The organism is Bilophila sp., from assembly GCF_057864385.1.
In genome coordinates this window covers 1-13,273 of sequence record NZ_DBMAFI010000024.1, presented here as the reverse complement: position 1 = coordinate 13,273, position 13,273 = coordinate 1, and the positions used below count along the sequence as shown (strand labels likewise).

9 protein-coding genes are annotated in these 13,273 nt (G+C 65.3%); 8 read left to right on the top strand and 1 reads right to left on the bottom strand.

What is annotated here, in order from left to right; translation table 11 throughout:
* Positions 1-154: 154 nt before the first annotated feature.
* Complete coding sequence (locus ACZM8Y_RS09410) at positions 155-2,224, bottom strand: sigma-54-dependent Fis family transcriptional regulator (protein WP_227328754.1); 2,070 nt, start codon at positions 2,222-2,224, stop codon at positions 155-157.
* 612 nt (positions 2,225-2,836) lie between these two features.
* Between ACZM8Y_RS09410 and ACZM8Y_RS09405 the strand changes: the two genes are divergently transcribed.
* The 8 genes from ACZM8Y_RS09405 to ACZM8Y_RS09370 all read left to right on the top strand — a co-directional run.
* Entirely contained in the window at positions 2,837-3,724 is an 888-nt protein-coding gene (locus tag ACZM8Y_RS09405) for a dihydrodipicolinate synthase family protein (RefSeq protein WP_482334499.1), read from the top strand.
* A 134-nt stretch (positions 3,725-3,858) separates the two neighbouring features.
* Positions 3,859-5,052, top strand: a complete 1,194-nt coding sequence (locus tag ACZM8Y_RS09400) for an NAD(P)/FAD-dependent oxidoreductase (protein WP_279140023.1) — start codon at positions 3,859-3,861, stop codon at positions 5,050-5,052.
* 312 nt (positions 5,053-5,364) lie between these two features.
* The gene (locus ACZM8Y_RS09395) at positions 5,365-5,742 is read left to right on the top strand and encodes a (2Fe-2S)-binding protein (RefSeq protein ID WP_016360363.1); all 378 of its coding nucleotides are present in this window, start codon (positions 5,365-5,367) and stop codon (positions 5,740-5,742) included.
* Positions 5,742-7,130: an FAD-dependent oxidoreductase gene (locus ACZM8Y_RS09390; RefSeq protein ID WP_482334501.1), complete on the top strand. Its 1,389-nt coding sequence runs from the start codon at positions 5,742-5,744 to the stop codon at positions 7,128-7,130. Before ACZM8Y_RS09395 ends, ACZM8Y_RS09390 begins: the two co-directional genes overlap by 1 nt.
* Before the next feature lie 343 nt (positions 7,131-7,473).
* Positions 7,474-8,832 carry a GntP family permease gene (locus tag ACZM8Y_RS09385; protein WP_482334496.1) on the top strand — a complete coding sequence of 453 codons (1,359 nt, stop codon included), beginning with the start codon at positions 7,474-7,476 and terminating at the stop codon, positions 8,830-8,832.
* Positions 8,833-8,897: 65 nt separating this feature from the next.
* Positions 8,898-10,463, top strand: coding sequence for an L-serine ammonia-lyase, iron-sulfur-dependent, subunit alpha (locus ACZM8Y_RS09380; protein ID WP_479858738.1), 1,566 nt, complete (start codon positions 8,898-8,900; stop codon positions 10,461-10,463).
* 172 nt (positions 10,464-10,635) lie between these two features.
* Entirely contained in the window at positions 10,636-11,646 is a 1,011-nt protein-coding gene (locus ACZM8Y_RS09375; RefSeq protein WP_483971656.1) for a proline racemase family protein, read from the top strand.
* A gap of 527 nt (positions 11,647-12,173) precedes the next feature.
* Positions 12,174-13,273: aldehyde dehydrogenase family protein (locus ACZM8Y_RS09370; RefSeq protein WP_489501714.1), on the top strand; the 1,100-nt coding region annotated here is incomplete at its 3' end.

Genomic DNA, 13,273 nt, shown 5'->3' with positions numbered 1-13,273 from the left:
TAGCGCAACGCTACACTTTTCACAAAGAACGGCCAAACTGTAGCGTTCTCGAACAAAGAGATGCGGGGGAAGGTGGGAGAAACCTTTCTGAAGAAAGGGAGGAGCGCCCCACGCTTCTCCCCCCTTCCCCAGTCTTCTCTCCCCATCCGCCCATTCATTCAATAATCCCAAACTTTCGCAGCCTTCTGTACAGCGTGCTGCGGGCCACGCCGAGCTGCTCCGCCGCCTTGCTCAGGTTGCCGTTGCAGGCGTCCAGCGTGCTGCGGATAAGCTCGTAATACACCGTGTCCACGCTTCCGGACGCGACAACCTCGTTCCGGGCGGGCGCATCGCCCGGCGCACCTTCCCGTGCCCCGGCATCGAAGCCCTCGCCAAGCCCGCCGCCCTCCTCGCCGGGCTGCGCCCCGTGCGCCGCCTCAAGGATGCGCGGGGGCAGGTGCGCCTTGGTGATGGCCGCGCCGCCGGAAAGCAACCACGCGCGTTCACAGACGTTCTCCAGCTCGCGGATGTTGCCGGGCCACGCATAGTCCTGCATGGCCTTGAGCGCCGGGCCGGAAATCTCCGGCGCGCCCTGCCCGCTGGCCTGGCTGAGCCGGTCGAGGAAGATGCCCGCGAGATAGCCGATGTCGGCTTTCCGTTCGCGCAGCGGCGGGATGGCGATCTCAATGACGTTCAGCCGGAAATACAGGTCGCCCCGGAACGTCCCCTGCGCCACGGCGTCCTTGAGATCCTCGTTGGTCGCGGCGATGATGCGCACGTCCACGGGCGTCGGCTTGGTGTCACCGATGCGCACGATCTCCATCTGCTGCAACGCGCGCAGCAGCTTGGCCTGCATTTCGAGGGGCAGGCTGTTGACCTCGTCGAGGAACAGCGTGCCGCCCTTGGCAAGCTCCATCTTCCCGATCATGCCGCCTTTTCTGGCCCCGGTGAACGCCCCGCCCACATAGCCGAATAGCTCGGACTCGATGAGGTCGCGCGGGATCGCCGCGCAGGAAACCGCCACGAACGGCCCCTTGCACACCGAGCTGCTGTTGTGGATGGCCTGCGCGAAAAGCTCCTTGCCCGTGCCGCTCTCCCCGGTCAGCAGCACGCGCGAGGCCGTGCGCGCCGTGCGCCGGGCAAGGTCGATCTGCGCCTTGAGTTCCGGGCTTTTCCCCCTGATGGCGTCAAAGGAATATTTGGCGTAATTGCCCCCCGCATGGTTGGCAATATTGATGATCTGGCTCTTCATGCTGATGGAGAGGGTCATGCCGAAGTCGCCGTTGCTGAGCTGGATCGGCTCGAAGCGGCAGAAGTGCGTCCGCTCGCCCTCGTGCGTCAGGATGGTCACGTCCCCCGTCTCCGGAACCCCCCGCCGCATGAACTGCCGGACGCGCGGCAACTCGGGCTTCGGGAACAGATCGTCAATGTTCTTGCCCACAAGGACGCCGTTCTTGGGGAGCAGGTAGTTGGCGGCCTTGTTGTTCGCGTGGGTGATGGAGCCGTTCCCGTCGATGGCCACGACCGCTTCGGGGAGCGAATTGAGCACGCGCTGGAGCATGGCGTTGAGGCGCTTTTCCGTGTCGATGAGCGCGCTCTCCCGCAGCCGGATGCTGATGCAGTTGGCGCAGGAGGTCGTGAGCGTCAACGTGTGGATGTCCTTACAGGAAATATGGCTCGAAATGGTGAGCGAGGCGATGGGGATGTCGTTGTCGTTGAAGATGGGTGCCGAGGCGCATTTCCACTCGTGGAACCAGCAATTATAGTGTTCATAGCCGGTTATCTGGATGGGCGCGCGCTCCACGATGCTCATGGACAGCGCCGACGCCCCAATGGTCTTGATGCTCCTCTGCGCGCCGGGGATGTTGTATTGGCTCCGCGCCTGCACAAGCAGGTTGTCGTCGCCCACGGCGGCCAGCAGGTGCCCCGAGGCCACCGCGAGGATGGCGATGTACCCGGTGTCGCGGATCGAGACTTCCAGCATGTCGAGGATGGGCTTGGCCGAGTCGATGAGCGTCTGGTGCTGGCGGCACAGGCTCGCCAGTTCCCGCTTGTTCAGGACCGGCGGCACCTGCGGGTTCAGCGGGTCCATGCCCGCCTCGCGGCTCAGTTTCCAACTGCGCAGGATGTGCGGCGGGATGTCCTTCTCCCTGATGGGCTTGTTGGCGATGAACTGTTTCCACGCCTCATGGACGGCGGATTGGTAGCTCTTTTCAAGGAGATTGCGTTTTTCATAGGTATCCATGCGGGGCCTCCGGAAGTCCGGGCGAAAAGGGGAAAACGGGGCGGCGTCCCGTAGACGCGGACAGCGCCGACGGCTGAAGCATTCAACGCCGTATTGGACAGCGGCGTCCCAAAGGCGGGTCAACGGGCGATGATCGCCCTGCGGGGCTTCTGCCCCGTGCGGCGTCCCACGGACGGGGCGGCGCAACAAGGACGCCCCGCGGGACAAACTCAAAGAAACGGCGTCCCAAGGGCGGGGGCGGCGCGGCGGCGGAGCGTAACGGACGCTCCAAGTGTAGCGCGCCGGTGTCCGCCTGTCGTGTATCGCTACACTTGAACGCCCTTTTAGAAAAAAGTGGAGCGAAACGCAACACTCAAATCATGCCTTTTCGGACACGGTTTTGCCGTCCGCCAAAAAAGGTTTCCTCTTTCCAAACGATTCTCATACGATAGGGAAACCGTCCCGTTTTGGCATTTTCCTTGCTGTCAGTGAAGAATCCGTAGCAACCAACGCAACACGGAATCCGCGCCCTCCGGCTCCCGGCTTCCGCAACGGACAACGGCGGCCAGCGCCGCCCGCATCGCGGAGCCGGCGCGCGGAATCCGCCGCAACCAACACAATGAGGTGTTCTTCATGAAACAGATCCACGGCATTTTCGCCGTCACCGTCACCCACTTTCAGGAAAACGGCGAGATCGACTACGCCGCCTGCGCCAAGCACATCAACTGGCTCATCGAATCCGGCGTGCACGGCCTGCTCCCCCTCGGCGCGACCGGCGAATTTTCCGCGCTGACCCTTGAAGAACGCAAGGCCTTCGCCGAATTCGCCATGAAGGAAGTGGCCGGGCGCGTTCCGGTCATCATCGGCGCGGTGTCCACCAACGTGGACGTCACCCTCGAAGTCGCCAAACACGCCGCCTCCATCGGCGCCGACGGCGTCATGATCCTCCCCCCTCCCGGCCTGCATCCCAGCCAGGACGAAATCTACGCCTTCTACAAGCACATCTCCGAAAACGTCACCCTGCCGGTGATGATCTACAACAACCCCGGCAGCAGCGGCGTCAACATCCTCCCAGAAACGCTGGACAAAATCGCTGATCTGCCGCACATGGGCTTCCTGAAGGAATCCACCGGCGACATCATGCGCCTCACCCGCGCCGTGGACGAGCTGGCCGACCGCCTCGTGATCTTCTGCGGCTGCGAGAGCCTCGCCTACGAGAGCTTCGTCATGGGCGCGAAGGCGTGGGTCTGCGTCCTCGCCAACGTCGCCCCGGCCCAGTCCGCCCGCCTCTACGACCTCATCGTCAATCAGGGCAAGCTTGAGGAAGCCCGCGCGCTGTACCGCCAGATCCTCCCCCTGCTCCGCCTCACCGAGGAAACCGGCGAGCTGTGGCAGATCGTGAAGTACATCCTCAAGCAGCGCGGCTTCGGCACCGGCACGCTCCGCCTGCCCCGCCAGCCCATTTCCGAAGGCGTGAAGGCCCAGCTCGACGAACTGCTCGGCAAGACCAACTTCGCCTAAATCCCCCGAATGGGGAGCCCTCCCCGACCGCCCCGGCAGGCTCCGGCCCCCGGGCGCGCCGCCGGAGGGCCCCCGCGCCGGGCTGGAAACCGCCCGGCAAGCCTCCCGCCGCTGAAAGGCCAAAGGAACGAACGATGAACAAACACGAAAACGCGGAAATCGTCGTCATAGGGGGCGGAGCCGTAGGGACCGCCGTCGCCTGCTACCTCGCCCGTGACGGCGCGGACGTGGCGCTCGTCGAGCGCGGCGAATACGCATGGGGCTCCAGCCGCCGCTGCGACGGCCACGCCGTGACCTACGACAGCGCGCCCGGCTACTTCAGCCAGTTCTGCAAGATCGGGCAGGACATGTTCCCGGAAATCAGCCGCGAGCTGCCCTGCGACATCGAATTCGAGCCCGAAGGCCTCGGCCTGCTGGTCGACGACGAGCGGGACATGGAAACCGTGCTCGCCAACTATGAGGGCAAGAAGAACGAAGGCGTGGACGTGACCTTCTGGGACCGCGACGAACTGCTCCGCCACGAGCCGCACGTCTCCGACAAGGTCATCGCCTGCCTCAACTTCAACGGCGACGCCAAGCTCAACCCCATGCGCCTGTGCTTCGGCCTCGCGGAGCTGGCCCGCCAGAAAGGTGCGAAAGCCTTCAACCGCACAGCCGTCACCGGGATCACGGTCAAGAACGGCGCGGTGCAGAGCGTGGAAACCAGCAGCGGCAGCATCGCCACCAAGAAAGTGGTGCTGGCCTCCGGCGTCTGGACCCCCGGCCTCGGCGACATGGTGGGCGTGAAAGTCCCGATCCGCCCCCGGCAGGGGCAGATCCTCGTCACCGAGCGCCTCGACGGGCTTGTGAGCAAGAACTACGCGGAATTCGGCTATCTGGCGGCCAAGAGCGGCAAGAAGCGCCCCGGCGTGACCCCGGAAATGGAGCAGTTCGGCGTGGCGATGGTGCTTGAGCCGTCCGCGGCGGGCACGGTGCTCATCGGCAGCAGCCGCCGCTTCGTCGGCATGGACACGACGCCCCACCCCGCCGTGATGCAGGCCATAGCGCAGCGCGCCAAGCATTTTTTCCCGTCCTTCAGCGGCGTAAAGCTCATCCGGGCCTACGCGGGCGTCCGCCCCGCCTCCCCGGACGGCAAGCCCATCATCTCCCCCACCCACGTGGAGGGCGTGTATGTGGCCGCCGGGCATGAAGGCAACGGCATCGGCCTGTCCCTCATCACGGGCAAGCTCGTGTCCCAGATGCTGCGCGGCGAAACCCCGCTGGTCGATCTCGCCCCCCTGTGCATCGACCGGTTCGGCATGAACCCGCCGTCGCTTCCGTCGGCCTGATCGGGACGGCGGGAACGGTCCCGCAGGCAGCCCGGAAACGGGCATGGCTTTCCAAGGCGGGCCAGCCGGAAAAGCCCGCACTGTGAAAACCGGGGGCCCCGGCTCCGGCCCGGAAAGCGAACCGCCAGCCCCGCAAAGACTGCCTTCCGGCAGGCCCTTGCCGGAGGCCGTCCCCCCTCTGGCGGAAAGCGGGCCTTCCGGAAGGCACAGCAGGCCGCCCGCAAGGGAAACGGGGCGAGAGACGGCGGAAGGCCGCCCGGAAAGGAGGGTTCCCCCTTCAGGGATTCCCCTTCCTTGGAAGCAGGCCGCGGGATGTCCCGTAGACAAGCAGCCGCAGCCGGTTCCGGCACGGAAACGACAGCGCAGGAGAGAGGTTTTTTCATGTTCAAGTCCGTTTTTCCCCCCCAGCGCGCACTGGTCACCATCACCTTTGAAGGCGAGGCCATACAGGTTGAGGAAGGCACGACCGTTGCGGCGGCGGTCCTCGACCGGGCGGGCGGCGAAACCCGCACCACGGCCCGCAAGCACGACGGGCGCGGCCCGTACTGTCACATGGGCGTCTGTTACGAATGCCTCATGGAGATCGACGGCGTCCCGAACCAGCAGTCCTGCCTCATCCCCGTGCGGGAAGGCATGTCGGTGAAACGGCAGTCCGGAGCGCCTTCCTTCAGGACAGAGGAGAACAAGTGATGCGTACGCAATGGGATATCGTCATTATCGGGGCCGGGCCCGCGGGCATGAGCGCGGCGTTGCAGGCCACGCGGCACGGGCTTTCCGTCCTCGTCCTTGACCGGCAGGCCGAGCCCGGAGGCCAGATCTTCCGCAGCGCCGGTTCCGCCTCCACCGACAAACGCAAGGAAATCGGGGCCGATTACGCGCGCGGCGAAGCCCTCGTCCGCGAATTCCGCCAGTCCCCCGCCACCTTCCTCGGCGGCGCGAACGTCTGGCACCTTGCCCCGGGCCGGGCCTATGTCAGCCATCAGGGGACGAGCCACGTCATGCAGGCGCGGCAGATCCTCATCGCCACCGGCGCTATGGAGCGCCCCGTGCCCCTGCCGGGCTGGACCCTGCCGGGCGTGCTCGGTGCCGGGGCCGCCGACGTGCTGCTCAAGTCCGCCTCCATGCTGCCCGAAGGCCCGGTCGTGCTGTGCGGCAACGGCCCGCTCATCCTCCAGACCGTCGTGCACCTGAAGCATTTCGGCATCCCCATCGCGGGCGTCGCGCTGACGGGCAGCCCCGCCAGCCTGTTCAAGGCCGCGCTGCGTATGCCCGGCGCGCTCCTGCGCCCGCAGTACCTGCTGCACGGCATGGGCATGGGCCTGCGCACCTTCTTCGGCGCGCCCTGCCACCCCGCCGCCAAGGACGTTTCCATCCGCAGGGACGGCGAAACGCTGACCGTGGACTTCACCAGCTTCGGCAAGCGCAAGTCCCTGCAAGGGACCGCCGTGCTCCTGCATGAGGGGGTTGTCCCGGAAACCCGCATCACCCGCCTTGCCCGCTGCCGCCATGCGTGGAACCCCCGCCAGCGTTACTGGCACGTCGAGACGGACGTATGGGGCAAGACCAACGTCTGCGGCATCCGGGTCGCTGGCGACAGCGCGGGCGTGCGCGGAGCCGACGCCGCCATCGCCAGCGGCGAGGCCGTGGCCCTCGACATCTGCCGCGAGCTCGGCGCGCTGACGCTGGAAACGCGGGACAGTCTGGCAAAGGCCGCGCTGTTCCGGCTGTACCGTTGCGACGCCATGCAGCCGTTCATGGAAACCTTTTTCGCGCCCTCCCCGTCGGCCCTCCTGCCCGCCGACGACGCCGTGGTGTGCCGCTGCGAGGAACTGACCGCAGGGGAACTGCGCCGGACCATCGAGGCCGGGTGCTACTCCCCCGACGGGCTCAAGTCGCAGGCCCGCCCGGGCATGGGCACCTGTCAGGGCCGGATGTGTTCCGCCGCCGTAGCCGAAATGATCGCCCACGCGCACGGCCTGCCCATCGAGACGCTGCCGCCCTACCACGCGCAGCCGCCCCTCTTCCCGCTCCCGCTGGAAGAACTGGCCTCCATGTCCATTCCGCCCGAAGGATTATAGCCGTCAGGCCGTAATCTCTCATAAACGTTCGGGATTTCTTTTTCCCGCCACGGCCCGCGCCCCGGTTTCCATCCCACGGGAACCACGGCGTGCCGTCGGCGGGCGGGTATTCCATTCCCCCCGGAGTACCTGAACCGTCAGCCGGAGGCGCGTTCCCCGCGTGCTCCGCAGGCCAAGCCGGAAGCGCTTCCCCCGCGTTTTCATCAGGCCTTCCGCCGGAGGCGCATCCCCCGCGACCTCCGGCGGATACATCGACGGCAAAGAGCCCCTTACAGTCCCGGCCCCCTGCCTCCCCACGGCAGGATGTCCTTCCCGGATCCAAACCTTTTCACAGGAGCCCCTCATGGACGGTAACCTCTCGCTCATCCTGGCCTTTCTTGTGTCCATCTCGGTCGTCTTGGCGCTGGTCATCAAATTCAAACTGCACCCGTTCCTCTCGCTGTTCATCGGCTGCCTGCTGATGGGCGTATGCTCCGGCCTTGACCCGATGGCCATCATCAAGACGTCCTGCAAGGGCTTCGGGGATACGATGGGCGACATCGGCATCATCATCCTGCTCGGCGTCGCCATGGGGCAGGTGCTCCATGAATCCGGGTGTACCCGCGAAATCGCCAACACCATGCTGCGGCTGTGCGGGCGGGAAAAATCCGCGCTGGCCCTGAACCTCACCGGCTACATCATCTCCATCCCGGTGTTCTTTGACGCGGCCTTCGTCATCCTCATCGGCCTCATCCGCGAAATGTCCCGCGAAGGCAAGCTGGCCCTCAACACGCTGGTCACGGCCCTCGTCGTCGGCCTCACCTGCACGCACGCCCTCGTCATCCCCACCCCCGGCCCCGTGGCCGTCGCCGGGAACATGGGCGCTGACATCGGCTGGTTCATCGTCTACGGCGCGCTCATCGCCCTGCCCGCCTCCCTCATCGGCGGCGTGCTGTACGGCAAGTTCCTCGGCAGGAAGTCCCCGATTTTCCTCACGGACGAAGAGCCCGACGCCGCCCTCGTGGAACAGGCCCTCGCCAAAAAGAATCACCCCAGCGGCGCGCTCGGCATCGCCATCATCTTCCTGCCCATCGTGCTGATTTTCATCGCCAACACGCTGAACGCCTTCCTTGATCCGGCCTCTTCCGCCAGCCGCATCGTCTCCTTCTTCGGCAACACCAACATCGTACTGCTGATCACCGTGTTCGTGGCGTACTTCGCCCTGCGCGACCACCTGCCCGAACCTTTTGACACCGTGGTTTCGCGCGGCGCCGAATCCGTGGGCTCCATCCTCGCCATCATCGGCGCGGGCGGCGCGTTCGGGGCCGTCATAGGTGCGAGCGGCATCAGCACCGCCATCGTCAATGTCATGCAGAGCTGGAGCATCCCGGTCATCCTGCTCGGCTTCCTCATGAGCCAGTGCTTGCGCATCGGCCTCGGCTCCATTACGGTTTCCATCGTGACGGCCTCCGCCGTGCTCGCCCCGGTCACTTCCCAGCTCGGCGCCTCCCCCGTCCTCGTGGGCCTCGCCATCTGCTGCGGCGGCATCGGCCTCGGCCTGCCCAACGACTCCGGTTTCTGGACCATCTGCAAGATGTCCGGCCTGAGCACCAAGCAGGCATTCCTCGTCTACCCCATCCCCACGCTGATCTCCGGCGTCGTGGGGCTTGCCGTCCTCCTTATCCTGAATATGTTCGCAGGTTCCCTCCCCGGCCTCATGTAACCCTGCAGGGCGGGGCCTCAATGGGCCCCGCCCCTCTTTTTCAAGCACTACTTTAAGGAATCATTATGGCAAAACTTCCCGCAAGCCTGTTCAACGACGTCATCGGCCCCGTCATGCGCGGCCCTTCCAGTTCCCACGTCGCCGGTGCCGCCCGCATAGGCGCCCTTGTCCGCCAGTCCCTCGGCGGGGATGTCCGCAGCGTCCTCGTCGAATTCGACGTCAACGGCTCACTGGCCGAATCCTACCACGGGCACGGTTCGGACATCGGATTCGTCAGCGGGCTCCTTGACATTGACCTGACCGATCCCCGCGTCCCCGATGCTTGCGCCATCGCCGAGCGCGAGGGCGTCGAGGTGACCTTCTCCATCCTCGACTACGGGGCCACCCATCCCAACAACTACCGCATCACCGCAACCGGCGGCGACGGGCGCACCCTTCACTGGGAAGCCGTTTCCGTGGGCGGCGGTATGGTGGAGATGCAGCGTTTAGAGGGCTTCCCCGTGAGCATCGAGGGCGGCTACTATGAATACCTGCTGCTCATGGACGCGGAGGCCGTCCCCCTCGAACAGGCCGCCGCGTCCGTAAAGGCCGTGGCATCCTCCGACGAACTGCGGACGGAAAGCGAAGGCACGCGCCTGCTCATCAACCTCAAGTGCGCCTCCGCGCTCGATGGGGAAGCCGTGGCCCGGCTGCGGGCACTGCCCGGCGTGGCCGGGTGCATCGTCCTCGATCCCATCCTGCCCACGCGCTCATGGGGGGGCTGCTCCGTCCCCTTCTCCAACGCCGCCGGGCTTCTTGAATACGCCAAGCAGGACGACAGGCCGTTGTGGGAGCTTGCCGCCCACTACGAGAGCGTGCGCGGAAATACCACCGAAGAGGATATTTTCAATAAGATGAGCCGATTGGTCGGCATCATGGAAAAGGCCGTCGAGGACGGGCTTGCCGGGACAGAGTACGCCGACCGCATCCTCGGCCCGCAGGCGCACCTGATCGACTCCGGCCAGCGGAACAAGACGCTCCTGCCCAATGACCTGTTCAACAACGTCACCAAGTACATCACCGCGATCATGGAAGTGAAGAGCGCGATGGGCGTCATCGTCGCCGCGCCGACCGCCGGATCGTGCGGCGGGCTGCCCGGCACGCTGATCGGCGTGGGCCGCACGCTGGGCCTGCCGCGCGAGGAGATCGTCAAGGCCATGCTCGCCGCCGGGCTCATCGGCGTGTTCATCGCGGAGTCCGCGACCTTCGCCGCCGAAGTCGCCGGGTGTCAGGTCGAGTGCGGCGCGGGCTCCGGCATGGCCGCCGCGGGCGTGGCGCATATGCTCGGCGGGACCGTGGCCCAGTGCCTCGACGCCGCTTCGATGGCCCTCCAGAACATCACCGGCCTCGCCTGCGACCCCGTGGCGAACCGCGTGGAAGTGCCCTGCCTCGGCAAGAACATCATGTGCGGCTTCAACGCCGTGGCCTGCGCCAACATGGCGCTGGCGGGCTTCGACAAGGTCATCCCGCTCGACGAGACCATCGCCGCCGTCTACGACGTGGGGCTCATGCTTCCCCTCGATCTCCGCTGTACCCTCGGAGGGCTCGGCAAGACCCCGGCCTCGTTCGCCATCCGCAAGCGCCTGAGTTAGTGGAAAGCTTGGGGAAGGGAGGGAAAACTTTTCTGAAGAAAAGCTTTTCCCTCCCTTCCCCAAAGCCCCATCCCTCCCTTTCCAAAGACTTTTATTCTTATCGAATCCCTGTTGGCGGTCTTTTCCAACACAGATTCTTTTTGGAAAATACGAGTTCAAAAAGGAGCCTATTATGCTTGCATCCCAGTCTATCTTTGTTGTGGACGCCCACACCACGGGAACTCCGATCCGCGTCGTCACCGGCGGCATCCCTCCGCTCAAGGGCGCTTCCGTGGCTGAAAAAATGGAAGACATGCGCCAAAACCACGACTGGCTGCGCACCTGCATCATGCAGCAGCCGCGCGGGTTCCTGTCCCTCGTCGGGGCCATCCTGACCGAGCCCTGCTCGCCTGAAGCAGACTACGGTGTATTCTATATAGATGCGCTGACCTATCAGCCCATGTGCGGCGCGGGGACGCTCTCCGTCGCCAAGGTCCTCGTGGAGACGGGCATGGTCAAGCGCGTGGAGCCCGAAACCAAGATCGTCCTCGAAACTCCCACCGGGCTCGTGACGGTCTATGTGAAGTGGGAAAACCACATGGTCGCCAGCATCAATCTGGAAAACGTCCCGGCCTTCCTGTACCGCAAGGATCTGCACATCGACCTTGCCGGATACGGCGACGTTTCCGTGGACATCGGGTACGGCGGCAACTTCTTCGTGCTGGCGGACGTACAGTCCCTCGGCCTGACCATCACCAAGGACACGGTCAACCTCCTGCGTGACCTCAGCAAGGACATCCTCACCGCCGCCAACAAGGTCATCAAGGTGGCCCATCCGACGAACCCGGCGATCAATTACCTTGATCAAGTACTCTTCTGCCAGAACGCCCCGGAAGAGGACGGCGGCTATCTGGCCCAGTGCATCTTCGGGGACGCGCAGGCCGACATCTCCCCCTGCGGAACCGGCACGTCCACCCGCCTTGCACAACGGTACTTCCGGGGCCTCATCGGGCTTGAGGAAACCTTCGTCCAGAAAAGCGTCTGCGGCGGCGCGTTCCACGCCAAGGGGCTGCGGGAAACCACGCTGGACGGCGTGCCCGCGATCGTCCCCTACGTGTCCTGCTCGGACGTCCACATCACCGGGTTCAACCACCTTATCGTGGAAGAAAACGATAAGCTGAAGAACGGGTTCGTTTCCTGGTAGCCGTGGCGGAAGGTTAGGGGAAACGTGCCGGGGGGAGCCTTTTGGGAGAGCGGGAAGCCCCCGCACAGGTTCCCCTCCCGGCCCCTCTCCCTTCCCAAGGCTTTCGGCTGGCGGGGCCGCGCGGAAGGCATCCGTTCCAGTGCGGGCCGATGGAACGGAAGGCATTCGCCCCGGTGCAGATCGGCGGGAAGGTTGCCGGGAAGATACCCGTCCCCCTGCCGGAAAACGTTCAAGGCTGCCGCTGCCCCCAACGATCCGTATCATAAGGAATAAAGCCAAGAGGGAGCCCCGTTCCGGAACGGCCCAGACAGAGGGATGCTGCTCCCCCACGGGCATATGCTCCCAAGGGATTGACCGCCGTGTTTTTCCTGCGCCGGTTCCGGCCGGGCGGGCAACCATCAACAGCGAAACCCTCCGCCGCCTTTCGGCGGGGAGTTTTGCGGAACCGGCAGGCGGGAAACGCACGCCGCACCGCCCTCCGGCCCTTGGATCTGAAAAGCCTCTCAAACGATTAAGGAGATGCCACCATGACATTGCTGTCCCACGCCGACTACGAACGGATTGCCGCGAACCTGTCCTACCCGACCGAATCCTTTATCGGCGGGACATTCGCCCCCGCCCTCTCCGGCGAGACAATGCCGACCGTCAACCCCGCGACGGGCAAGGAAATCGCCCGGGTCGCCTCCTGCGGGCGCGAAGACGTCGACAAGGCCGTCGCCGCGGCGCGCAAGGCTTTTGAAAGCGGGGTCTGGTCGCGTATGCATCCTTCGGAGCGCAAAAAAATCCTCATGCGCTTCATTGGGCTCATCGAAAAGCATCAGGTCGAGCTGGCGGTCCTCGAATCGCTGGACAGCGGGAAGCCCGTCCGCGAATGCCTGCTCACGGATCTGCCGGAAACCATCGAGTGCCTCGAATGGCACGCCGAATGCGCGGACAAGCAGTACGGCGGCATCTCCCCCTCCGGGGACGGCAGGCTGGGGCTCATCGTGCGCGAGCCCGCCGGGGTGGTCGCCTGCGTCCTGCCGTGGAACTTCCCGCTCATGATGGTGGGCTGGAAGCTCGGCCCCGCCCTTGCCGAAGGCAACAGCGTCATCCTCAAGCCCGCCAGCGTCACCTCGCTCTCCACCCTGAAGCTCGCGGAGTTCGCCGCCGAAGCGGGCGTCCCCGAAGGCGTGTTCAACGTGATCACGGGCCCCGGCTCCTCCGTGGGCGAGGCGCTCGGGCTGCACCCCGGCGTGGACGTGGTGTCCTTCACCGGCTCCACCGAAGTGGGCCGCCGCTTCCTTGAATACGCCGCCCGGAGCAACCTCAAGCGCATCGTGCTGGAACTCGGCGGCAAGAGCCCCTTCGTGGTGCTCGACGACGTGACCGACTACGCCGCCGTCGCCGCGCAGGCCGCCGCTGCCGCCTTCTGGAACATGGGCGAAAACTGCACCGCCAACTCCCGGATCATCGTGCCCCGCAAGCGCAAGGACGCCTTCACCGAAGCCCTGCTCGCCGAGCTTGGAAACTGGCGCATCGGCGACCCGCTCGATCCCGAGAACAACCTCGGCTCCATCGTGAGCGAAGGCCAGTTCAGAACCATCATGGGCTACATCGAGAAGGGCAAGGCCGAAGGCGGGCATGT

Excerpts from the sequence above, each read along its gene's own strand:
- ACZM8Y_RS09375 (WP_483971656.1), top strand. The coding sequence starts at position 10,636 with ATGCTTGCATCCCAGTCTATCTTTGTTGTGGACGCCCACACCACGGGA.
- ACZM8Y_RS09405 (WP_482334499.1), top strand. The coding sequence starts at position 2,837 with ATGAAACAGATCCACGGCATTTTCGCCGTCACCGTCACCCACTTTCAG.
- ACZM8Y_RS09395 (WP_016360363.1), top strand. The coding sequence starts at position 5,365 with ATGTCCCGTAGACAAGCAGCCGCAGCCGGTTCCGGCACGGAAACGACA.
- ACZM8Y_RS09390 (WP_482334501.1), top strand. The coding sequence starts at position 5,742 with ATGCGTACGCAATGGGATATCGTCATTATCGGGGCCGGGCCCGCGGGC.
- ACZM8Y_RS09380 (WP_479858738.1), top strand. The coding sequence starts at position 8,898 with ATGGCAAAACTTCCCGCAAGCCTGTTCAACGACGTCATCGGCCCCGTC.
- ACZM8Y_RS09385 (WP_482334496.1), top strand. The coding sequence starts at position 7,474 with ATGGACGGTAACCTCTCGCTCATCCTGGCCTTTCTTGTGTCCATCTCG.
- ACZM8Y_RS09400 (WP_279140023.1), top strand. The coding sequence starts at position 3,859 with ATGAACAAACACGAAAACGCGGAAATCGTCGTCATAGGGGGCGGAGCC.
- ACZM8Y_RS09410 (WP_227328754.1), bottom strand. The coding sequence starts at position 2,224 with ATGGATACCTATGAAAAACGCAATCTCCTTGAAAAGAGCTACCAATCC.